The sequence below is a fragment of the Leptospiraceae bacterium genome, from assembly GCA_016708435.1.
Lineage (GTDB): Bacteria > Spirochaetota > Leptospiria > Leptospirales > Leptospiraceae > UBA2033.
In genome coordinates this window covers 53,703-74,898 of record JADJFV010000034.1, presented here as the reverse complement: position 1 = coordinate 74,898, position 21,196 = coordinate 53,703, and the positions used below count along the sequence as shown (strand labels likewise).

19 protein-coding genes are annotated in these 21,196 nt (G+C 37.1%); 5 read left to right on the top strand and 14 right to left on the bottom strand.

Annotated elements, in window-relative coordinates; genetic code table 11:
• Window positions 1-415 precede the first annotated feature (415 nt).
• From IPH52_23105 to IPH52_23095, 3 genes are all read right to left on the bottom strand, one after another.
• Window positions 416-1,459: a tetratricopeptide repeat protein gene (locus IPH52_23105; GenBank protein MBK7057887.1), complete on the bottom strand. Its 1,044-nt coding sequence runs from the start codon at window positions 1,457-1,459 to the stop codon at window positions 416-418.
• A gap of 186 nt (window positions 1,460-1,645) precedes the next feature.
• Window positions 1,646-4,402, bottom strand: a complete 2,757-nt coding sequence (locus IPH52_23100; GenBank protein ID MBK7057886.1) for a biotin carboxylase — start codon at window positions 4,400-4,402, stop codon at window positions 1,646-1,648.
• Window positions 4,402-6,057 carry an acetyl-CoA carboxylase carboxyltransferase subunit gene (locus IPH52_23095; GenBank protein MBK7057885.1) on the bottom strand — a complete coding sequence of 552 codons (1,656 nt, stop codon included), beginning with the start codon at window positions 6,055-6,057 and terminating at the stop codon, window positions 4,402-4,404. The genes IPH52_23100 and IPH52_23095 overlap by 1 nt, the downstream gene beginning before the upstream one ends.
• Before the next feature lie 707 nt (window positions 6,058-6,764).
• Here IPH52_23095 and IPH52_23090 point away from each other — a divergent pair.
• The gene (locus IPH52_23090) at window positions 6,765-7,352 is read left to right on the top strand and encodes an ankyrin repeat domain-containing protein (GenBank protein MBK7057884.1); all 588 of its coding nucleotides are present in this window, start codon (window positions 6,765-6,767) and stop codon (window positions 7,350-7,352) included.
• Between the two features lie 103 nt (window positions 7,353-7,455).
• Here IPH52_23090 and IPH52_23085 read toward each other — a convergent pair whose 3' ends face one another.
• Window positions 7,456-8,151, bottom strand: a complete 696-nt coding sequence (locus tag IPH52_23085) for a Crp/Fnr family transcriptional regulator (GenBank protein ID MBK7057883.1) — start codon at window positions 8,149-8,151, stop codon at window positions 7,456-7,458.
• Between the two features lie 262 nt (window positions 8,152-8,413).
• Between IPH52_23085 and IPH52_23080 the strand changes: the two genes are divergently transcribed.
• Together IPH52_23080 and IPH52_23075 are read left to right on the top strand one after the other, a co-directional pair.
• Complete coding sequence (locus IPH52_23080) at window positions 8,414-10,525, top strand: hypothetical protein (GenBank protein MBK7057882.1); 2,112 nt, start codon at window positions 8,414-8,416, stop codon at window positions 10,523-10,525.
• A 330-nt stretch (window positions 10,526-10,855) separates the two neighbouring features.
• Window positions 10,856-11,761: a TAXI family TRAP transporter solute-binding subunit gene (locus tag IPH52_23075; protein MBK7057881.1), complete on the top strand. Its 906-nt coding sequence runs from the start codon at window positions 10,856-10,858 to the stop codon at window positions 11,759-11,761.
• A 15-nt stretch (window positions 11,762-11,776) separates the two neighbouring features.
• Here IPH52_23075 and IPH52_23070 read toward each other — a convergent pair whose 3' ends face one another.
• The 7 genes from IPH52_23070 to IPH52_23040 form a co-directional block, all read right to left on the bottom strand.
• Window positions 11,777-13,324, bottom strand: coding sequence for an FMN-binding glutamate synthase family protein (locus tag IPH52_23070; GenBank protein ID MBK7057880.1), 1,548 nt, complete (start codon window positions 13,322-13,324; stop codon window positions 11,777-11,779).
• 75 nt (window positions 13,325-13,399) lie between these two features.
• Window positions 13,400-13,948 (bottom strand): hypothetical protein, encoded by a 549-nt coding sequence (locus IPH52_23065; protein MBK7057879.1) that lies wholly within the window; start codon window positions 13,946-13,948, stop codon window positions 13,400-13,402.
• 309 nt (window positions 13,949-14,257) lie between these two features.
• Window positions 14,258-14,818 carry a DUF1564 family protein gene (locus IPH52_23060; protein ID MBK7057878.1) on the bottom strand — a complete coding sequence of 187 codons (561 nt, stop codon included), beginning with the start codon at window positions 14,816-14,818 and terminating at the stop codon, window positions 14,258-14,260.
• A 105-nt stretch (window positions 14,819-14,923) separates the two neighbouring features.
• The gene (locus IPH52_23055) at window positions 14,924-15,937 is read right to left on the bottom strand and encodes an NAD(P)-dependent alcohol dehydrogenase (GenBank protein MBK7057877.1); all 1,014 of its coding nucleotides are present in this window, start codon (window positions 15,935-15,937) and stop codon (window positions 14,924-14,926) included.
• Window positions 15,934-16,140 carry a hypothetical protein gene (locus tag IPH52_23050; GenBank protein MBK7057876.1) on the bottom strand — a complete coding sequence of 69 codons (207 nt, stop codon included), beginning with the start codon at window positions 16,138-16,140 and terminating at the stop codon, window positions 15,934-15,936. The genes IPH52_23055 and IPH52_23050 overlap by 4 nt, the downstream gene beginning before the upstream one ends.
• A gap of 38 nt (window positions 16,141-16,178) precedes the next feature.
• Window positions 16,179-16,490: a hypothetical protein gene (locus IPH52_23045; GenBank protein MBK7057875.1), complete on the bottom strand. Its 312-nt coding sequence runs from the start codon at window positions 16,488-16,490 to the stop codon at window positions 16,179-16,181.
• The gene (locus tag IPH52_23040) at window positions 16,469-16,675 is read right to left on the bottom strand and encodes a hypothetical protein (GenBank protein ID MBK7057874.1); all 207 of its coding nucleotides are present in this window, start codon (window positions 16,673-16,675) and stop codon (window positions 16,469-16,471) included. The genes IPH52_23045 and IPH52_23040 overlap by 22 nt, the downstream gene beginning before the upstream one ends.
• A gap of 148 nt (window positions 16,676-16,823) precedes the next feature.
• On the opposite strand from IPH52_23040, the gene IPH52_23035 reads away from it, so the two are divergent.
• Entirely contained in the window at window positions 16,824-17,114 is a 291-nt protein-coding gene (locus IPH52_23035) for a hypothetical protein (protein ID MBK7057873.1), read from the top strand.
• Here the strand turns inward: IPH52_23035 and IPH52_23030 are convergent.
• The 3 genes from IPH52_23030 to IPH52_23020 form a co-directional block, all read right to left on the bottom strand.
• Window positions 17,109-17,765 carry a hypothetical protein gene (locus IPH52_23030; protein MBK7057872.1) on the bottom strand — a complete coding sequence of 219 codons (657 nt, stop codon included), beginning with the start codon at window positions 17,763-17,765 and terminating at the stop codon, window positions 17,109-17,111. The genes IPH52_23035 and IPH52_23030 overlap by 6 nt on opposite strands.
• A gap of 131 nt (window positions 17,766-17,896) precedes the next feature.
• Entirely contained in the window at window positions 17,897-18,130 is a 234-nt protein-coding gene (locus IPH52_23025) for a hypothetical protein (GenBank protein ID MBK7057871.1), read from the bottom strand.
• 50 nt (window positions 18,131-18,180) lie between these two features.
• Window positions 18,181-18,996: an alpha/beta fold hydrolase gene (locus IPH52_23020; protein MBK7057870.1), complete on the bottom strand. Its 816-nt coding sequence runs from the start codon at window positions 18,994-18,996 to the stop codon at window positions 18,181-18,183.
• A 278-nt stretch (window positions 18,997-19,274) separates the two neighbouring features.
• Between IPH52_23020 and IPH52_23015 the strand changes: the two genes are divergently transcribed.
• Window positions 19,275-21,164 (top strand): PAS domain S-box protein, encoded by a 1,890-nt coding sequence (locus IPH52_23015; GenBank protein MBK7057869.1) that lies wholly within the window; start codon window positions 19,275-19,277, stop codon window positions 21,162-21,164.
• The last annotated feature ends 32 nt before the right edge of the window (window positions 21,165-21,196 follow it).

Genomic DNA, 21,196 nt, shown 5'->3' with positions numbered 1-21,196 from the left:
TTTTTATCTTTCCGTTATACTTAAATAATTAATATTTTAAATTGCAAGGAAAAGAAATTCTCAATACTCACAATTATTAGTGCTCATTTCTTGTTATTATTTCTTTTTAGGGACTAAAAAACATTCATACCATGAAACCAAAAGCGCTTCCAGTTTTGATTTGAAGTTCACGGATAGGATGAGTCGAATGAATAAAAAAACAATTTGAAAAAACTTTCGTAGCAAGACTTGGTTTAACTGTATCAGCGGAAAATAGGCAGTATGTGTCAGAGGCTTTAGGAACAGAATTATATTGAAGAAATCGGTCTAAGCCTTATTAGTAATGTGCAACAGCATTGCCACAGAATCACCGCAATAATTCGGAAAAGACAATGAAAAATTCTCCGTGTCTCTGTGACTCTGTGGCAAAGAATAATTACTCTACTACATAATCCTTCAAAGCTTGCACTTTAAAATTTGGATCGCATTGTTTTGGCTCTTTGCCATTTTTGAATTTTTCAAAGGTCATAGAAGGATACTCACCACCACTTGTAGGAACAAGCATTGCTCTAACTTCTTCTCTTGCAAAATTTCTATTGGAATAATATTCTTTCGAATTAACCTTCTTACAAGCGACAAACTTTGGTTTGCCCACAGGGCATTGACCTTCAAAGGCTGGCTCTGACTCTGCTTTTTTCGATTCGGCGGCTGTGGCTACATATTCTGGTGAGCAGTCTTCCGTAAAATCGATTTTTAGATCACCGTTGACTAATTTCCATTTGCCCCGATCAAATCCTTTTCCCGCACAATCAATTTGATATCCACCGACAGTGAGCGCGACACCGGATTTACAGAGGTAAAAATATTCTGGCTGTCTCGGTCCTTCTTCCGTAATCTTTCCATTCAGTGCAGATTCGTCGTAATTTGCCTTTGCTTTGATTGATTTGATTTTTGTTTCCCAATCTGGTTGCTTACGTAAGTTTGCCATGTCGGAATCTTTTTTGATATATTCAAATGCGTTATACCCTCTCTCTACTGCACTTGCTAGAAACTTATAGGCATTATCCGGCTTATTCATAAGGCTATAAGCGCAAGCAATATTGTAAAGAGCAAGCTCTGGACGAGGAGGATCAAGCTTAAGTGCAATTTCATAGGCTTTAATTGCATCCTCATATCTTTTGACATTGGATAGACTATTCGCATAATTATAATATATCTCTCCGCTAGGTAAGGCTTCAATAGCCAATTCGTATTGCTTAATCGCTTCCGTATCTTTTTTAGCTTTGTAGAGTTTAAAGCCCTCCATGTTGAACTTATTCGCGTTAGCCGTTACAGCTCCCTGTTGTTCACTTCGAGTAGACCAAAACTTATTTATAGAATAGCGTGCCCAATTGTAAGAAAGATAATCTTTTTTTACTTCTTGTGCGGTTAATCCTGTGTAGGCGATTGTGAATAATAGAGCGGTTAATAGATGTTTCATGTTTTTTGTTTTCCTATATGTTAGTCAATTGAAAAGAGAGCCCCTAGCAGTAGGGTCGCATATATGCGACCCTACTGCTAGGGGCTCTCTATAATGAAAGCGCGGCGTGTTGTGACATCATCGTAGAGACGTAGCGCGCTACGTCTCTACGATGACAACGTCACGACGACGTTTATCTCCGTTACACTACGCAAGAAGCGCGAGTGTAGCTTTTTTCTTTCTGTTGTAAATTTCTTCTTCTGTTTCTTCTATGATTACTTCATCCGGTTGAACTTTGAAAATAGGTTGACCTTTTGAAATAATTTTTCCATCTGTATCTTCCATGAAGCCTTTCACAATCGTTCCACTAAATGGGGCAACGATCTTGTTAAACATCTTCATAACTTCAACGATAAACAATGGTTGACCAACACTAAACCTATCTCCCACTTTAATCATTGGAGGTAAATTCGGAGCTTCTCTAGAATAGAACATTCCACCCATCGGAGCTATGATCTCATCTGACTTCGCTTTTGGAGGAGGTGCTAGGAATTTTATGAGCTTAGTTACATTCGCTGGATCAGTAAATTGTTCAGGAACTACAGCGTCTAACGTTTCGTTCATTCTGATATCAAAAAATCCAGAAGCCTTTCCAATCGTTGGAATTATCTTAATAAGATCAAGACCAACTTGGAAACCGGCATGAGAACCCATACACTTTTCCCAAACATCAGCAGGAATTTTATCTGGAGCTGGATTCTTGTTGTTGCGAAGAGCATCATCAAAATACGCAAAAGGTTCATTCTTTCCAGAAATTCTCTTTAAGTCAGCGTAGAAAGCCAAGCCTTCTTCGATGATTGCTTCATCATGATCCCAAATTTCTTCGCATGGAACTTTTCCTTCTGCTCTCTCTAAATCGAGGTATTCGTATAACTCTTTTAGAATTTCAAGCGGATTACGAGTAAACTCTGCTTTGCCGTCAACGATCTTCCAAGACCTATGTCGATTGTATCCAATGCAACCAGCAAGTAAATGCGGACTAGCAAATAAAAGTTTTATCGGGCGGGTAATCAGTGTTACCTTCCTTGACAATGCCTTTCCTAAAGCAGGATCTTCTTTTGTTGTGCGCTTCACTACTTCAGGCCAGAGAATATCCATATCAATATCTCGTAGGAAAGATGCTAGAGAACCAACACCTGCGAGGTAGGATAACATGAATTTTGTGTTTGGCTTAAACATTACATCATGACCGAGTATCCAATTGATGAGTCCGTAGTGAACTGGCATATTGGTTTGCAAATCGCTTCCGCGCATTTCTGCAATCTTGATAATATGTTTAAGTCTTTCCAGATTTTCTGTTCTACTATTTCCATAACTAACAAGAAGGGCAATATTAGAATCATATGCTCCTGCGAGACGATAGTGGATGAAAGATCCTGTATCAGGATTACGAATTCCAATCCCTTGGTCATCTCTAATTTCAAATTCGCTCACCTTTGTCCAGTTTTGGATCAGTCCACCCGCGTGTGGTTGTAGAGCTTGGTTAGTCGCGTTGATACGAACTTCTGCGCCGGATACATTGCGTAAAATTCTCGTTGGCTTTGGAACACGTTTTCCATGAACGGATAACATCGCCATAGCCTCTATCAAACTTTCCACGATAAAGAAATCGTTGGCATTAGAAGGATTTACAAACTTTAATTTGTAAGCCATCTCAGTCACACGATGCTCTACTTGGATACGAGTATTCATTTCCATGAAGAAGTGATTGGTTCCTTCAACGATCGATTCAAAGGTAGAAACGCTATCTAATTTTACAGCCATTCCAAATCTTTCTGACTGCTCTTCCATTTCTGTAAGAACTTTCAAATCTCCCTTGAGAGTTTCGGCTCTCTTTGGATCTTTAGAGGCAGCAATTTCTTGTTCTAGCATTTCTCTTGTGTTAGAAATTTCGAGTAGTTTTTGTTCGTGCATTTGTAAAGAGCAATCACGTCCACCAAGGGCTAATGACCATTCTCCGTTACCAATGAGCTGAATTTCATTGTGGCGAGTGTTTTCGATGTTTAATTCGATTAGGAAGTTTCTGTTAGAACCAACGCCTGTTACTTTCGATTCAGCCAAAATTTCCATAACAGCAGCTTTGGCTTCGGATTTATTGCTAATAATTCTTTGTCCTTTTCCGCCACCGCCACCGATGTATTTGAATCGAATTCGATTCTTAGGAAATTTTTTCCATATTTCCTCTGATTCAATTTCAGCTTCTTTTTGCAAATCTTCGATTGTAATAATATCAATATGAGATTCATAGGAAAGTTGTAAAAGCTTATCAGCATTTTCTGATTCAGATAGATTGTTGTCGTAAGAAAAGTTTAGATTGCTTTCTTTTGCAATTTTGGCTAATCCATCTTTGCCGCCTGCTTTACGAACTAATGTAAGCGCTGTGATATTATCAATCCCCGGCGTAACGGATACTCCGAGTTTACGCGCGATTATCTTTGCCGCATCCTTGGCTCCTGCTTGCTTTGCAACACTAGAAGCAGGTCCCATAAAACGAACACCGGATGTTTCAATCGCTTCGATAAACTCAGCATCTTCTGCCATAAAACCATAACCAGCAAAGATATGAGTATAACCATTTTTAACAGCGATATCGATGATTTGTTTTATAATTCTATCTTTTTCTTCCTTTCCAGAGCCCATATAATCAGTAATACGATGTATATTATTGATAAATCGGAAGTTTCTAAGCTCAGGGGCAAATGCCATCGGATAGACAACGCTATCTTTTTCCGAGAGCAAAATTCCATATTCCTTAACTCCAATTTCATCAAATACGTCCATTGCTTCTTTACGAACCGGACCACGACAAACGATCAGACATTTTATACTTGTGAGATCAAACGAACGAATCCACTCGGAAGAAGATTCGTGAAATTTAATTTTATTTCCTTGGATATCAAACATTATTCAAACTCCCTTTGCACACCACTCATTGGTGTCGCTTTATATCGACTCATTAAATAATTTAAAGTATTTCCTAACACCTTTCTACTTGTTCCTGGAATCACTACACTAGAAACAGAACCAAGAGATAGTGCTTCCTTTGGATTCATCAATTGTTGTTCATAAAGATGAGAAAGCTTTGCAAGCTCTGCATCTCTTGTATGCTTTGCTTCTGCCTCAGAGGCACCTTTTTTAATAGACTCCGCATAGGTCTTGTTAATCTTTCCTATTTCATCTTTAAATACGTAATCCTTTCCAGCAGGACCCATAACGGCAATTCTAGCTGTCGGAAGCGTATACACCACATCAGCCCCTGTGAAATAAGAGTTGAATGTTGCATAGGCACCACCAAACGCGTTACGGATAATAAGTGTAATCCGTGGTGTGCGAAGATCAATGATAGAATCCAAAAGCTTACGACCTTCTAACACAATACCGCCTGCTTCTTGTTCACGACCGGGTAAGAAACCCGTTGTATCTTCCAAGAAAATCATTGGGATATTGTAAAGGTTTGCAAAACGAACAAAGCGAGCTCCCTTTTTAGCAGCTCCAATATCAATTTGTCCTGAACTTACAGCAGAGTTATTTGCAAGAAATGCTACTACGTGTCCGCCAATCCGACCGAATGCAGTAATGATATTACGCGCTCTTTGTGGTTGCACTTCGAAATAAGCACCATGATCACAAATCTGTTGTAGGTAGAGGGTAATGTCAAACGGAGTATTCATTCCTGTTGGGGAGTTAAATGTCTTTTTGAAAAGAATATCTTCTTCGTAAGTAAAACGATCAATTGGATCTGAAGTTGGAAAGAAAGGAGCGTTTACTCCGTTGTTATCCGGTAGATAAGAAAGAAGACGAAGAGCAGTTTTTAAAGATCCGTATTCATCCGGAGTAACTAAATCAACTACCCCACTTTGTCCGTGAACTTTCGGTCCACCTAAATCGTCAGCTGATATATCTTCGCCTAATACAGATTTAACCACACCAGGACCAGTTAGACCAAAGAAGGTTTGATCACATTGAATCATGAAAGATCCCTGACGGGGTAAATAAGAACCACCCCCTGCGTTAAACCCAAACATGAGCATAACACTTGGAACTTTTCCTGAAATTTTGCGAAGAGCAGTGAAAGCCTCGCTATATCCATCCAGACCACCCACTCCAGCAGGAACAAAAGCACCAGCGGAATCATTCATACCAATGAGTGGTATGCCATGTTCGCCAGCCATATAGATGAGGCGCGCTAATTTACTACCATTAGTTGCATCCATCGATCCAGCACGAAGGGTAAAGTCATGTCCATAGATAGCGACATCTCTTCCGTCGATGTTTAGTATTCCAGTGACCAAAGAAGCGCCATCTAGATTCGCTCCCCAGTTTTGGTAAAAAATATTGGGCTCTTTGTCGGTTAGAACTTTGATCCTCTCCCAAACTGTCATTCTATCTTTGGAATGTTGAACTAGAATTCGATCTGTTCCTCCACCAGCTAAAGGCTTTCTAATAAGTTCTTCGCCCATTTTAACGGCTTCTTCATAAATACCCGTCTTCGTCGCTACGACTTCCGGTTCATTTAATTTTGACAATGGATTTTCAAAGGAAATATGTTTACTGTCCATTTGGTTCTCTCTCTTTATTTAAATTTGCATAAATTCGTTATGAAATAACAATCATAAAAATGCCTATTCTTGTCCACAATTTCGACATTTAAAAAATACAAAAATGTTTTTTTTGATAGACTTTTCCTGTAATTTTGGCGATTAGCGAGATTAAAAACTAAGTATTCTATTCGCTGTCGGCAGAAATCACTACCCAATTTAAGAAAATGAAATACATTTGAAAAATAAGGAAGGCATCTAAGCTAAAAACTATAAAGAAAGAAGGATAGACTTTGTAAAGGTGGATTTTGCTTAATAGATTTTTTAAACATAGCATGGTCGGCATGAGCGGGGGTAAAATTTCTGACTGGCGTCGTAGGGGATTTTTTTACAATCTTTTCTCGATAATGCATTTTTTTCAGCACATTGCTTCCAAATAGGAGGTAATTCTTTGTGAAAATGCATTCTAAAGTGAAAGAAATCAATGATAATCTCTATCTCAAATGAGAATACGAATCTTTTAAGATTAAATCAAGGCAAATATATATTATCCTCTCTGCCGAACGAGTGACTAAAATCACCGGCAAATCACTGTATACTCACAAAAAGAGAATTGACTTTTCAAATTTCTGTTTGTTACATATTGTTATTGGTTCAGATACGAGTTGTTAAACGAACAACCTTTCAGTAAACCTCAAAAAGAAATTAACAAAGGATTGGATAAATAAATGAAATATGAAACATTGACAAAAGAAAGAGTCTTAGATAAAATTGGTTTTGCAAGTATTCTGAATGTTCATGGAAAGAATGAGGAAGGAGAAACTCCTCTGCATATCGCTTCCAATAAAGGACAAACAGAATTAGTCGCTTCTTTGATTGAAAGCGGTGCTGAACTGAATAGTAGCAGCAATTTAGGATATACCGCACTTCATTATGCTGCAAGTCAATGCAATAAAGAGATTGTAAGAATCCTGATCGACAATGGAGCTAATATAAATTCAGAAAGTAATTTTGGCTACACTCCTCTGCATTATGCAGTAAATTACTGTAATGTAGATATTGCAAAAATGCTTATAGACAAAGGTGCTAATGTAAATATTAGAAATATTTTTGGGAATACACCCCTTCATTGTGTTGCCGCCTTAGGAAAGATGGAAGCAGTAAGATTACTGATTGAAAATGGAGCAAGTCTATATCTAGAAGATGAGGCAGAATACAACGCTCTTCAATTGGCAAGAAATTCAGGTTACACAGAAGTAGCTGCTATACTTGAAAATGCAATGGAAAAATCTCACCTATGCCATCAGAGATTTTAATGATTGGATTCATTGCGTAAAAAAACTCTCTCTCAGAGAAATATTGGCAATCGAATGCAAGAACTCTATTCTCTGTTTGCGAGTTTTATAATGCTTTGAACGATTACTCTTCGTTTGCCTCTGCAAGCGTATACAAGGCCTTTGGATTTACAATCTTGATATTATTTTTTTCTACTTTAATCCAATTTCTATCCTTAAAATCAGACAAAGAACGAATGATTGTTTCCTTGGTAGTTCCAATACAACTAGCCATTACCTCGCGCGTAACGTTGATACTAACTTCCGCGTCTTTGTCTGACGCATTGTGAAATAGAATCAATAATTCAGCGAGTCTACTATGAACTTGCTTAGTTCCCATAGAATGCACATGGTTTTCGATTCCCTTCCATTCTTCCGCTAGGTATTTTAATACTTCAATTTGAAACATACCATCTGATTTAATTAATCTCTTGGTAGTCTCCTCTGAAATATAGCAAAGTTCTGAATCTTCGAGGCAAACGGCAGTATGGTTGTATTCCAAACCGGAGATAACATCGCGAAACCCCAACCATTTTCCACGACTGGCGATTTGAAAAGTCTGCTCTTTGCCGGTGTTTGTAGTTTTATAGATTCGCGCAAGACCACTTTTAATGCAGTAAAAGCCTCTTATTTTCTCATTTTCATGAAATATAATTTCTTTTTTCTTAAAATGAATATTGATCTTTTCACGGTCAACACTTTCCATTGTCTCTCGCTGAATGCATTTAAACGTGCCGTGAACTTTACTAGAACAGGTCGTGCAGTCAGTCCTATTCTCCAAGGGTTAGCTTCCTTGTCATCATTCTATCCATTATGACCATTAGAATCATCATAGGAACTAATTGAAATCCAAATAAAAATCAATCGGAATCTTATTCAATTTTTGGTTGACAAAAAAAAAGAACGGCTAGTAGCTAAAGCTGTGGCATAGGAAAGCATTGTTTTTTGCAAAGAAACTTTATGAAAAACAAGGTCACTTCATTTGTCATATAACACGAACCAATAAAAGTTGGTCGAATCTAATTTCAAAAAGAGGAAATAATATGAAGAAAATTATACTCCCATCGCTCATTGTATTCTTATTAGCGCAGTGCGTTGGTGTCAAAAAAAACTCAAATAAAGATGAAGCGACACTTCTTCTTCTTATTCAGCCAAAGACCTATCAAGTGTCTGCGAACATTTCAAATGGCGGGGCGGCAATGGCCAATTCAATGATCTATTTCTCGAAAGCTACAACTTCGACAACCTCTGCAAGCATAAGGGCAACTACATCGACCACTACGTCAACAACAACGACCACTCCCACGACTACAACAGGCTCTACAACTACAACAACTGTAGACACGAGTCCAGTTTTCGAAACATCAGCGCAGACAGACGACAAAGGAAATGTTGATTTTGTTTTAACTGTTGGCGATTATCAGGCAATTATCACTGGAATTGATAATAAAAGTCAGGCTTGTAAAATCAAAATTGAAAATGGAGATATTGGGCTAAGCAAAGAAGGTAAAGCCACAGTAACCTGTGAAGATGGAAAAGTAAAAGTAGCCGTTATAAAAGTAAGCGGAGCTTTAAGCGGTGTAACTCCAAGTTCCTCTATTTCCTTTGTGTGCGGTTTCAATCCAAAAGGTGATACTGCTCCACCGGAATTGACTTCTGTAGAACTAGAATCAGATAAAGTTGATCTCTCGTCTGGTTCCGGTAAAGTTAAAGTAAAAGCAAAATTGACAGAAGGCAACGAGGGAACTGCAACTGCAAAAAAAGCAAGCGGAATCAAATCAGTGACAGCTAGACTCTTTAGCCCAAAGAGAATCTCTGGTGGTGGTTACGCAGCATATGCCACTCTTACACTTAATTCTACTTCTGGGTTGTATGAAGGGGAAGCGACTCTTACTAACTTCGTAGACAATGGAACCTGGAATGTTGGTATCATTGCAGCGAGAGACGTTGCAGGCAATGAAAGACAATATATTTTTGATAAGACTAAATCTGAGAAAAACTATTCCTTCAACGGATGTGGTCAAAAGATTGACAGTAAAATTGCAATTCCAACTTTTGAAGTTACAGGATCAAGCCCTGATACAGCAGCACCAGTGCTAGGAACTGTGGCACTCTCCTCTCAAATCACAGGTGGCGCAGCACAAAATCCAATCACGACAAGCATTGATATCAGCACTTCAACTTCTTCTGTGAAGGAAGCAGTAATCACTGTAACTGTTACCGGAGCTACCGATGCTGGTGGATCTGGAATCGCAAGTGGAATTTCCTATATGGATGCAAGACTCCAAAGTTACTCTTGGTGGCAAACAGGTAGTAACTACTTGGGAAATGCAATCTATGTAAGACTTGAATTAACGGAGGGAACCGCTACGAACGGAACGTTTAAAGGTTCTGCAACTATTCGTTCTTTTGCGGAAGGAAGCACTTCTGCTGATGGACTTTGGAAGTTAGGCGGCATATGGGTAACGGATAAGGCTGGTAATTCGCTGTGGACTGATAAGGCTACGCTTAATAAAAGTTTTACGATCATCAATGCATCATCAACTGCAACTGCAGATTTTTATGCACCTGAGTTAAAATCTATCAGCATAGACAAGACAGATGTGAATTTTGATGACTCATTTACAATTACAACTGATGTAGCAGATACTGCTAGTGAAACGACTACGGCAGATCAAAACACGACTTCTGCGAGCACAACATCCACAACGGGCACAACATCTACTACTGGAACGACTTCTACGACTGGCACAACAGCTACAAGTGGAACTACAACGACGTCAGGCACAACTTCAACAACAAGCTTGAACAGTGCAACTCCTTCTGGAGTTAAAGCTGTGAATGTAACACTCTATAGCCCCTTAAAGCTATTAGATAATTCTTTGGGTCAGACTAAAACAGTCACCATGGTATTAAATACATCAACTAGTAAGTATGAAGGCACTACCACTTTTCCAGCAGCAACTAGTCAAGAAGGTGGTTTGTGGAAGGTTGGCTTAATTGAAGTAGTAGATAAGGCAGGAAACTACCGAGTCTATAAATTGACGGAAGGTTACTCTTATTATACCTACGTTAAGCTAACTAAAACTGATGGTGACGTATCTAGCTCATTTAACGTTACCAATATTTCTCCAGCTTCCGTAACTAGAAACTAAAAACTAATTACAAAAGAAGCAAAATTAGAAAGAGAAGATTGATTTTTCAGTCTTCTCTTTTTTTATTTCCGCACCCGAACCTCTCTGTTAGTGTTTGCGAAAGCATTTTGAGCTTTTAGAAATTGATTTTGAAACAATTAAAAAAAGATTTTCCAAATAGACTCTTAGAACTTTGATCGGGTTTAGATTCTAATTTACTTCAGATTTTTCTATCAATCAAATTACGTAAGTATTACAATTTCGATTCAATAAGTTTTGATTGTTTTAATTGTAAACTAAATGCGATTACTAACTATGGTGAAAAATAAAATCAAAAGGTATAAAAATTCTATGAAAATAAAAAGCGCGTTTATTATAATCCTAATCTCAATTGTTTTGCAATGCAAAGGTAAAACTGAAACTACTTTTGCAGGTGGCTTTCCTGGCGGAACCTACGATGCACTTGCAAAATCACTAGAAGAAAATAAATCACTGGATGTAAAAGTAATCAACTCAAACGGAAGTCTGGATAATATCAATATGCTACTAGATAAAAAAGCAGAATTTTGCCTATCTCAAATAGATATGTATTATAGTGCAAAGCTTGGAAATCCTGAAGTGGCAAAGCAAACAACGATTTTACTCCCTGTTTTACAGGACGAAATTCATCTGCTTGTAAATCCTTCTATTAAAAATATTACAGACCTTAAAGGAAAAAAAGTTGCAATCGGTCATTCGGAATCAGGAATCAAGGCAACTTCCATTTCTGTATTACGTTTAAGTGGAATTGATTTTAATGAAATAGAAGTTAAAGAATTAAGCCCGGAAGAAGCACTTCCCCTACTAATAAAAAAAGAAATCGATGCGATGTTTGTAGTATCCGGAATTCCTGTAAAACTTCTTTCCGCACTACCAGCTGACAGTGCGGATAAAGTTAAAATCTTAAGCCTTGAAGATTCTATCTTAGATAAAATCAAATCAGATAACAAAGTATACCAGAGAACAACAATTCCAGCAAATACTTACAGTTGGCAAAAAGAAAAAGTTGATACTCTTCAAGTGCAAACTGTTTTACTTGCAAGAAAAGATTTACCAACTTCAAAAGTTTCTGAATTCCTAAATGGACTTTTCAACAATGCGGATACTCTTGTTTCGGCGCACCCTGAATGGAATGGAATTCGCACAAATATATTAAAGGATAAAATCTCCATCATGCCAGAATTCTTTCATCCTTTCGTAAAAGAAAAACTGAAATAAAGATTATTAAAACATTTACCCGCGGGACGGAAAATTGCTGTAATCCGCCATGCGGGTAAACTTTCTATCATCTCGCTTATAACCAAGCTGGTCTTCTAAAGTTGTAAATTTATTCATGCCTAAAGAAATTTCTATATCACGACCGTTGAATTGTGATGGATGCTCATAGCCACAGGAATGAGCTAACGATAAAAGTTCTTTTCGAAAACCTTTTAAATAAAGCTCTGTTCGCTTTGATTTCAAAGTTGGATTTAAACCTTTTTGTAACCACCAGTTCTGCGTGGCGACTCCAGAAGGACAATGATCTGTATGACATTGCTCGGCTTGAATACAACCAATAGAAAGCATAGCCTCTCTGGCGACATTTATCAAATCACAACCCATCGCGAGAGCGACAACAGCTCTGTCCGGAAAACCAAGCTTACCCGCTCCAATCCAAACAATGCGATCTGAAATTCTATGTTTTTGAAAAAGTGTATAGACTCTTTGAAATCCAATCTTAAAAGGTAAAGACACATGATCCGCATAAGTAAGGGGTGCAGCTCCCGTTCCCCCTTCGCCACCATCAACAGTAATAAAATCTGGACCTCGTTTCGTCTTTTTCATTAACAAAGCAAGCTCTTCCCAGAATTCGATTTCGCCTATCGCTGATTTTATTCCAACGGGTAATCCTGTTTCACCGGCAATCATTTCAATAAAATCAACCAACTCAGGAACAGAAGAAAACTCAGAGTGTGAACTCGGAGATATACAATCCTTTCCAATTTCTACTTCACGTGCCTGCGCAATCTCTGCATTTACCTTTATCCCCGGAAGAATTCCACCCTTCCCCGGTTTAGCACCCTGGGAGAGTTTAATCTCGATCATCCGCACGGATTTATACTTTTCCACTTTCTGTTTTAAGATTTGTAAATCAAAGCGACCTTCTTTGGTTCTAGCTCCAAAGTATCCAGTTCCAATCTGCCAGACCACATCTGCTCCCTGTAAATGATAAGGGGATATTCCCCCTTCGCCGGTGTTGTGAAAAGAGCCCGCTTCACGAGCGCCAATGTTTAGTGCAGTGATAGCATTTTTACTGAGTGAGCCAAACGACATAGCGGAAATGTTGATGATAGAGTAAGGTCTATAGGGAAACTTCCTTTTATGAAATTCGCCTATTACTTTTAAGCAGGGGATGCTTGTAGGATCTCCCAAAACCTTGTAGGTCTTTGATTCGGGAAATGGAAAAGCGCGGTGCTTAATAATCGGGTAACCCGGCTCGTATAAAAGCTCTGTTGTTCCAAATCCAAAATTACTGTTTTGTCCTTTTGCAGTCGCATAGATCCAACGACGCTCAGTTCTGTCAAAGGGTCTTTCTTCTTTGTCGTTAGCCACCCAGTATTGTCTGAGTTCAGGTCCGATCATTTCTAAGAAATAACGCAGATGACCAACGACTGGAAAATTGTGTATAATCGTGTGCTTGGTTTGCGATATATCACGAATAAAGACAAGAAGGATAAATACACAAAATCCAATCCCGAAAGAAAAAAATGGGTAAGTTAAAAACCAATTAATTATTTCCATAAACCTCTCTCACAAAAGACGAAGTTGTAGGAACTCCTGCTAGTTAGCAAGTAAAGTTTTTTGTATTTTTATGATTTATTCATCTTCCTCTATATCAGCTTCATACCTTTCAGGAAAAAAATTTGCCAAAAAGAAATCTTCTTTTTCGCTGAGGGATAAATCAAATTCTTCATAAGCAGAGTCATAGTCTTCTTCAAAGCCAACAAATTCTTCTTTGATAAAATCTTTGTATTCTTCGATAAGACCTTTTTTACTTTCTGTGTCATCTTCATACATATCAAAATGAGCTATTAAAATTAGTGAAATTCTATTTCTAAATAAAATAAAATCCTCGCTCGATGCAGGAATTAATTTCAAGACTGGCTCAATCTCTGGAATTTTGGTTTCCTTTATTACTTTATCCATTAGCCCCGAAATGGAATCTAAAATGGATTCAGGGATTTCTAAACTGTCTTCTGGTAAAGCTTCTATTTTTTTCCAAATCGCCTCGCGTGCATCTTCTGCCCAAGCTTTCTCTTCTTTAAAACCAATCACTCCAATCATCATGAGAACTCTTTCCCATAATTCAGGATTTTCCTCTTCCGGCACTAAGTCTTCTTCTTCAATTTCATTTTTTGTAGTCATTTGAAAGCTACAATGTATGATTGACCTTCATAGTCAATGCATAAAAATCATAAGACTCTCTAAGAATTTCAAGGGCGTTCCGAAAACTCCAACTTTTTCCGCAAACAAAGTCTTTATCCTTTAAATGGAGCTTTCGTCGCGCTCGCTCTTCCTCCCTTTCGCATAACGCTCACCAGCAGCCAAGCTATGTCAATTATTTGCTTCTCCTCTAATCAGAGAAGATTTTTTGTTTATGCAAATAATTGACAACGCCTTGATCGCTAACGCAGGATTTTTAGTTCTAAGGTTACTCCCTGTTAACCAGAAAGTCTAAATCCGAACGTTATACCCCCGTGCAAAGTGTTTTAGAACCCTTCTTAATTTCCAGAAAATCTTCAGTTCTAACCTGGGGGAAGTAGGAACTACTTTATTCATCCTAGTCTCCACTAAAACTTTCCACAAGCCTAAAATATCTAACTTCAACAAATGAACAAACACCCAACAGCGAGATTTACCAAAAGCTAAGGCAAGCTCCCCAAGTTCAACCCATGCGAAGGCGTTGGAGAGCGACCAAGCGATGGGTGGAAAATTTCTAGGACGAAAATTCACTTTCCGCAATTTCAGTTTCATTTCCTGGTATTCAGTTTTTATTTTTCTCGGCTCGGGTAAAATTCCAGTGTGGGTAATCGATCGAAACCTACGAAGTAGACTTCGAAGATAAAAAGAAACATTTCCTTTATGCTTTTTCTTTTTCAAAACAAAATCTTTGATCAAATGCTTTGGAATAAGGAGAGTTGATACCGTCCCCTCTTCCTCATCAATTTTATCGCGGCTAAATTCAATATTTTTTCGAAATACAATCATACCTATACTAGGTAAGAAAAGATTCATCCTGTGCGAAATTTTTAGTATTTTTTAAAAAACTGAAAATTTAATTTTAGCCGTATATTGATATCTCCCAAAATCTGTGTCTCAGCGTCTCTGTGGCAATCGCAATCAAGATAGGCTAATCACGATTTTCCCAAAATGATTTCCTGATTTTAAATACTCAATCGCCTGGACAGACTCTTCAAACGGAAAAACTTTATCAATAATAGGTTTAGTCTTGTGAAATTCAAATGCTTTACACATTGCGGCTAATCCTGCTTTGCTACCAACGAGAATTCCCTGAAGTTTAATATTATTCATAAGAACCGGAAGTAAGTTTAAGTCTTTAGCTCCACCGGCTAAAATCCCAATGAGACTAATTTGACCAAAAGGTCGAATGGCTTTAATGGATTGTTCTAGAGTTCCCGCCCCACCGACTTCGATAATATGATCTGCACCTGTGCCAGTAATTTCTTTTACCTTTTTTCCCCATTCCAATTCCGTTTTATAATTAATTACAAAATCTGCACCGAGAGATTTCGCCTGTTCTATTTTTTCATCACTCCCAGAGGTTACTATCACTTTGGCGCCGTGAAACTTAGCTATTTGCAAAGCAAAAATAGAAACTCCACCTGTTCCAAGAACTACAACCGTGTCTCCAGGGAAAATCCTACCATAAGTAACAAGAGAAGACCAAGAAGTAAGAGCCGCACAGGGGAGTGTCGCTGCTTCTTCATAACTCATATAACTTGGAATCTTCACAAGCGCATAATCAGGATAAATCTTTTTCTCCATAAGAGTTCCATCTAGTGGTCCGCCAAGTGTATAGCGAGATTGTTCATAAGTAGCATCACCATCTAACCACTTGGGGGCAAATTGTAATATAACTCTATCGCCTACTTTAAAATCAGTGACAGAAGTTCCAACTTCTAACACCTCGCCAGCTCCATCACTCAAAGGCACAAAAGGAAGTTTAAACTTAGGATTGTATTTACCGGTTACTACCAGGTAGTCTCTAAAGTTAAGAGAGGTAGCTTTTATTTTAATTAAAACATCGTTAGAGTTTTGTATTTTTGGCTCAGGTCTTTCTATTAATTTTAAATTTTCTAATCCGAAATTGTTTTGGAGTTCAAATGCTTTCATAGTTCTTTCTTTAACCTCTCCCATAATTCTTCTAATTTTAGTTCAATAACTTTTTTCTCTAAATAGGGATAATCTAAATTATCCCTTTGAACCCGGACAACTCCCTTTACATCATGAAATTGTTTTTCGCTATATCCACCTTTTTTAGACCAGCCAAGCTTTGATAAAATTAAATCTTCTGGAGATAGGAAAAATACTTCCATCCCTAAAAAAGATTTTTTAATTCTTCTTTGAAATTTTTCTATTTCGTAGGGTTCTTTTTTTGAATATAAAAATCTATTTTATCTCCTTCCTCGGTGTCTAGAAGGTTGAACATTTTTTCGTTCTCAATTGCTAGCTGAATTAATTCTTCATCTAAATAGTATTTTGGAGGTGGAAATTCTCTTATTAGATTTGCAATATGATTTCGGTTAATAGAGACAATCATATCTATATCTTGTGTGCTTCTAGGCTCTCCGTAAAGACTAGAGACAAACGAACCCACTAGCATATACTCAATATTATGCGCATCTAAAACAGATAAAGTTTTTTTTAATAGTTCGAGTTGTGACATTCTGCCAATCTTTTTAGATACAATTCTTGTATTGTTGCTTTCGATTTTTCAGGGTATTGCAATTCCAATCCACGTTTCATAAGTTGTCTTGTCATTTCCGTAAGTTCAAATACTTTTAAAGCTTTTTTCTCAAAGCTCATATTGCGTAAAGTATTATAATAGATTTGCTTTTCTTTATCACTCATAGGATTCGTTTCATATAGTTCAATTGGAATCTAAATTGTCAAGGTCAATTCATGCGTCTGATGCTATTTAAATCTCGCTTAAAATATTAAATCCTTTTGTTATTCGGTTTTCATTGATTAAATAGCATTCAATTCTATTAATGACTCTATGAGATTTCTAAAAGTATTTTTCGTATCCATCTTTATTTCCATTTTTACTTTTTTAATTTACGCCATTGTAATTTCCTTCGATAGCATTCAAAGCTTCAATGGAATTTGTCCCGCAGCCCCTACGGATATTCCTGCTTATCCGTGCACCTTCGAAGAATTTTTAATCCGAATCTTTTTTAGTCCCTGGGCAATAATGGCAAGCGTAATCATTTTCCCTTTTTGGTTTTTAATTCATTTCGCTTTGATTTATATTGGAATTCGAATTTGGGAAAAAAACAGGCAATTATAAGGAAATAGAATACAGCACAATCACGCTTACCCGCTGCGTTTTTGCGTCATCTAAATAAATTCTCATATATGGTTCTGATTTAATTGAGTAAAGGGAATCTATGATTGTAGTATACGAAGTCGGACCAAAGCTTGTTTCAAATAAAGTAAATTCATTTGTCCTGTAATCTACTGAATCGGGAATTAATTTATCCTGTGGATTCAATGCATTTTCATTAATCTGAAATATTCCTGTGAAACTCTTCTTAGGTTTAAACGGCAAATCTTTCGTATGCGTAAAACTTCTTTTGTTTGGAAAATGAATACTAAAACGGTTAGGCTCTTCCTTTCTTGCTTTTCCACTCTCTGTATAAAACATAATTCCAATCTCATCGTAAATATAATAAGTATTCAGGACTTTGATTGGATAAGAGGAAGGTGGAATTCCATCGAATCCAAATTCTTCTACATAAGAACGAAAAGAATCTACTTTTATTCGACTTGGTTTTCCTAGAATTTTTTGAAATGTCTTACGATTATAGTCTTTTAGGAAAATCCCATTTATCCTTATCGATGGATGCTTTGTGTCGATTTCAATTTTTGTTTTTAGATTGTCCTTAGCCAGAATAGACCAAGTGATAGAAAAGAATAATAGTAAAAACTTTAGATTCATTTTGACATTCTTTGTAACGATAAATTTTTATCCGCTTTAGCCGAGCAATATTTGGAATCTCTACTTCTTGAGACCCCCGACAAAAGAACTCGGGGGTGACAGAACAGGATAATTCTTATATAAAACTCATGTTAATTACTATAAGTCTCTTTTCTAATTTTATCTATGTAAATTCGTTGAATCTCTTCTGGCTGATCGGCGCCAATTTCATGTCCTGCTTTTTTGATTTCAAGCCATTCTTTCTTGGGAGATTTTAACTTTGTAAAATAATCCTTTGCATTATTCTTCATAAAATCGTATTCTCCCATCAAAAAATAAACGGGAAGTTTTAGTTCGGGCACATCGCTTCGCATATCAATTTCCATGATTTTAGAAATATTTTTCTCAGTAAAAGAATCTATTGATTGAAGCGTTCCTAGAAAATCACCAAAGGTATATTCGGGAGCCTTTCGAAGGAACTAATAAATAATTCTGACAGTGTAAAATTCCGAAACTTATACTTTCTATTTTGATAGAATTCTCCCCATTTCGAAATTGTTTCCATATTTTCTTTCATTTTTGGAACTGTAAAAGATTTGTTTGGGACTTCTGTCTTTTCTAATTCGCCTATCGCTTTTTCATTCTTTTCAAGCCTTGCTTCTTCTAGACTAAATCTCTTCATTTCAGAAATGCTATCAGGGGCAAACACTGCTTGTCCTTCACTAATATAGGCATAAAACCAGTCCGGGTGTTTTGCCGCAAGCTTTGCTCCAATATAGCTTCCCCAGGAGACTCCCTGCAAGTATATTTTCTTTTTTCCAAATCTAAGCATTAACTTTTGACAAAGCTCTTCTGCATCGTTTACAAAATCATCCATCGCATAATTTATCTTATCCGCATCATTTAGTCTAGAAGTCTTACCAACTCCACGCTGATCGTAATTGACAACAATGAAATTCTTTTCCATTCTATCTCTCTCATCACTATAAGACAAATAAGCAAATGGCATCATCGGCACAGCAAACCCGTGTATCACTAGCATAATTGGATTTGCTTTATCTGTTCCTCGAATTAAAACAGAGTGCTTAACTTTTCCGAGTTCAATTTCTTCGAGAGAAGTGATTCCCTTTTCTTTCCATTCCGTTTTGGTGTAAGGAATAGTATGCGCACTGCAATTAACAAAAAGAAGTATACAACAAATTATAGCAAAGGTAGTTGAATTAAGATAAGAAATAGAAAGGTTTTTTTTCAAAATGGACTCCTAAAGACAAACTTATTAGAAATCTCTTTTTCAGACGAGAAGATTTTCATTTATAAGCTGATTCAATTCATATATCATCCTTCGCTTTACTTCCATGTTTATCATGAGCAAAATGTGTAAGATTTTGTTCAAGCTACTTAAATCCAATTTAGACCACTCAACCCTTTTTAATACTAAGTAGTTACGATTATATTGTAAAAATAAAAAAGGATTGCTAGTTTTCTTACCTGAAGAAAATAAAAGACAAGGGGTTTAATTAAAAAACAAAAATGAATTTTCAGGCTTTTTTAGATCATTCCGAAACTGCTGTGACCATTGCAAAAGATGGCTATGCGATCTATGTAAATAAAGCATTTCTTCAAATGTATAAATTTGAAAGCTCTGAAGAAATTTTGAATAAATCTTTAATGCAAATTGTTGCTCCCTCTTCTTTATCACTAGTAACTGAGCGGATTGAAAAGCGTAAGAAAGGAGAAAATCTGGAATTTTCTACCTTTGAAGTAAACGGTATAAAACAAGATGGATCACCTATCAATGTGGAAGTCACGACTTTCCCCTTTTCCTCCGAAGGAGTAGAATACGTAGGAGCAACCATCTACGACATAACGGAAAGAAAAAAAATCCAAGAGGCACTCGGTACTAGTGAATTCGAACATAGAATTATTGTAGAAAACTCTCCGATTGGAATTTTATTTTTAGATAAAAATGGTGCTGCAACAAGGGCTAATAAAAAATTCTCCGAAATCATTGGAACTCCAGTTGAGAAAATGATCGGATTTAATACGATTGAACGAATTCCTTACGAAGGCGTCAAGCAGGCTCTCATAAAAGGAATTATTCACGGTGAGCCTAGCGTCTACGAGGGAGAATATACTTCCATAACCGCAAAGAAAAAATCTTTCGTTCGCTATCATATTTCTCCCTTAAATCCAGGAACAAATTCCGAAGCCATTCTTTTGGCAGAAGACATTACAGATAGGAAAAATGCAGAAGATGAGTTACTTATAGCAAAGAGTCAAGCAGAGTCCGCAAACCTTGCCAAGAGCGCCTTTCTTGCCAATATGAGCCATGAAATACGCACACCTCTTAATAGTATTCTTGGTTTTTCTCAAATTCTTGATACCATTATTCCAGACAAAGACAAAAAGGTGAGAGAGTATGTAAATTATATTGAACAGTCGGGTATGCACCTTTTGAATATCGTAAATGATATTCTAGATCTCTCCAAGATTGAGGCCGGCAAGCTGAATATTGATAAAAAACCGATAGGAATATTTAATCTAATAGTAGATGTGGTAACATCTGTTACAGTAAAAGATAATCGTAGGGTTGAAATTGACGTTTCAGATGATATTGGCACTGCTTTAGTAGATCCTACAAGGATTCGGCAAGTCATTTATAATCTTCTCTCCAACGCAATAAAATATACAAACCAAGACAAACCTATCGGAATTATTGGGCGAGGTGAAGGAAATAAAATCATTCTGACTGTATGGGATGAAGGACTTGGAATTCCGAATGACCAGCTATCGAAAATATTTGAGCCTTTTGAGCGTGCATCCAATGTAAGCTCTCGTGAAGGTGGAACTGGACTCGGTCTAACAATCATTAAGCGCTTGGTTGAAATGCACAATGGAAAGATTTCTGTTGAGAGCACCGTTGGACAGGGAAGCAGGTTTATTGTAGAATTACCCTGCCGAGAAGTACAAGTTCCTACTGAACCCATCCTCCATGATAAATGGGAGATTCCAGTTGATCATTCTATTGATTTTGCCAAGTTGAGACTACTCATCGTGGAAGATAATCTGAGTAATAGAAAAGTTATTTCTACTTATCTAGAAGGTGCTGGAATCTCTTTTGAAATAGTAGAGACCGGCGAAGATGCTCTTGAGCTAGTCGATAAAAATTCTTACGATATTATTCTTATGGATATTGGTCTTCCTGGAATCAGTGGAACCGAAACTATGAAACGGATTCGCAAAAAAATTCGGGAAAATCTTATTATCCTAGCTGTCTCCGCCTACAATATGGCAGGCGATGAAGATAAATTTATTTCAGAAGGATTTGATGGCTATGTTCCAAAACCGATTAGTTTTCGAATTCTTACTTCGGTGATGAAGAGATTAATAAAAAGTAACCGCGAATCCAAGACATCGTAGGTTACGCATATATGCGTAACCTACGATGTTCC

What these genes read in the sequence shown, in the direction of transcription:
- IPH52_23070 (MBK7057880.1), bottom strand. Translation starts at nt 13,324, where the DNA reads ATGGAAATAATTAATTGGTTTTTAACTTACCCATTTTTTTCTTTCGGG.
- IPH52_23090 (MBK7057884.1), top strand. Translation starts at nt 6,765, where the DNA reads ATGAAATATGAAACATTGACAAAAGAAAGAGTCTTAGATAAAATTGGT.
- IPH52_23060 (MBK7057878.1), bottom strand. Translation starts at nt 14,818, where the DNA reads ATGAATCTTTTCTTACCTAGTATAGGTATGATTGTATTTCGAAAAAAT.
- IPH52_23080 (MBK7057882.1), top strand. Translation starts at nt 8,414, where the DNA reads ATGAAGAAAATTATACTCCCATCGCTCATTGTATTCTTATTAGCGCAG.
- IPH52_23045 (MBK7057875.1), bottom strand. Translation starts at nt 16,490, where the DNA reads ATGTCACAACTCGAACTATTAAAAAAAACTTTATCTGTTTTAGATGCG.
- IPH52_23030 (MBK7057872.1), bottom strand. Translation starts at nt 17,765, where the DNA reads ATGAATCTAAAGTTTTTACTATTATTCTTTTCTATCACTTGGTCTATT.
- IPH52_23065 (MBK7057879.1), bottom strand. Translation starts at nt 13,948, where the DNA reads ATGACTACAAAAAATGAAATTGAAGAAGAAGACTTAGTGCCGGAAGAG.
- IPH52_23035 (MBK7057873.1), top strand. Translation starts at nt 16,824, where the DNA reads ATGAGATTTCTAAAAGTATTTTTCGTATCCATCTTTATTTCCATTTTT.
- IPH52_23040 (MBK7057874.1), bottom strand. Translation starts at nt 16,675, where the DNA reads ATGAGTGATAAAGAAAAGCAAATCTATTATAATACTTTACGCAATATG.
- IPH52_23025 (MBK7057871.1), bottom strand. Translation starts at nt 18,130, where the DNA reads ATGGAAATTGATATGCGAAGCGATGTGCCCGAACTAAAACTTCCCGTT.
- IPH52_23055 (MBK7057877.1), bottom strand. Translation starts at nt 15,937, where the DNA reads ATGAAAGCATTTGAACTCCAAAACAATTTCGGATTAGAAAATTTAAAA.
- IPH52_23015 (MBK7057869.1), top strand. Translation starts at nt 19,275, where the DNA reads ATGAATTTTCAGGCTTTTTTAGATCATTCCGAAACTGCTGTGACCATT.
- IPH52_23075 (MBK7057881.1), top strand. Translation starts at nt 10,856, where the DNA reads ATGAAAATAAAAAGCGCGTTTATTATAATCCTAATCTCAATTGTTTTG.
- IPH52_23100 (MBK7057886.1), bottom strand. Translation starts at nt 4,402, where the DNA reads ATGTTTGATATCCAAGGAAATAAAATTAAATTTCACGAATCTTCTTCC.
- IPH52_23095 (MBK7057885.1), bottom strand. Translation starts at nt 6,057, where the DNA reads ATGGACAGTAAACATATTTCCTTTGAAAATCCATTGTCAAAATTAAAT.
- IPH52_23050 (MBK7057876.1), bottom strand. Translation starts at nt 16,140, where the DNA reads ATGGAAGTATTTTTCCTATCTCCAGAAGATTTAATTTTATCAAAGCTT.
- IPH52_23105 (MBK7057887.1), bottom strand. Translation starts at nt 1,459, where the DNA reads ATGAAACATCTATTAACCGCTCTATTATTCACAATCGCCTACACAGGA.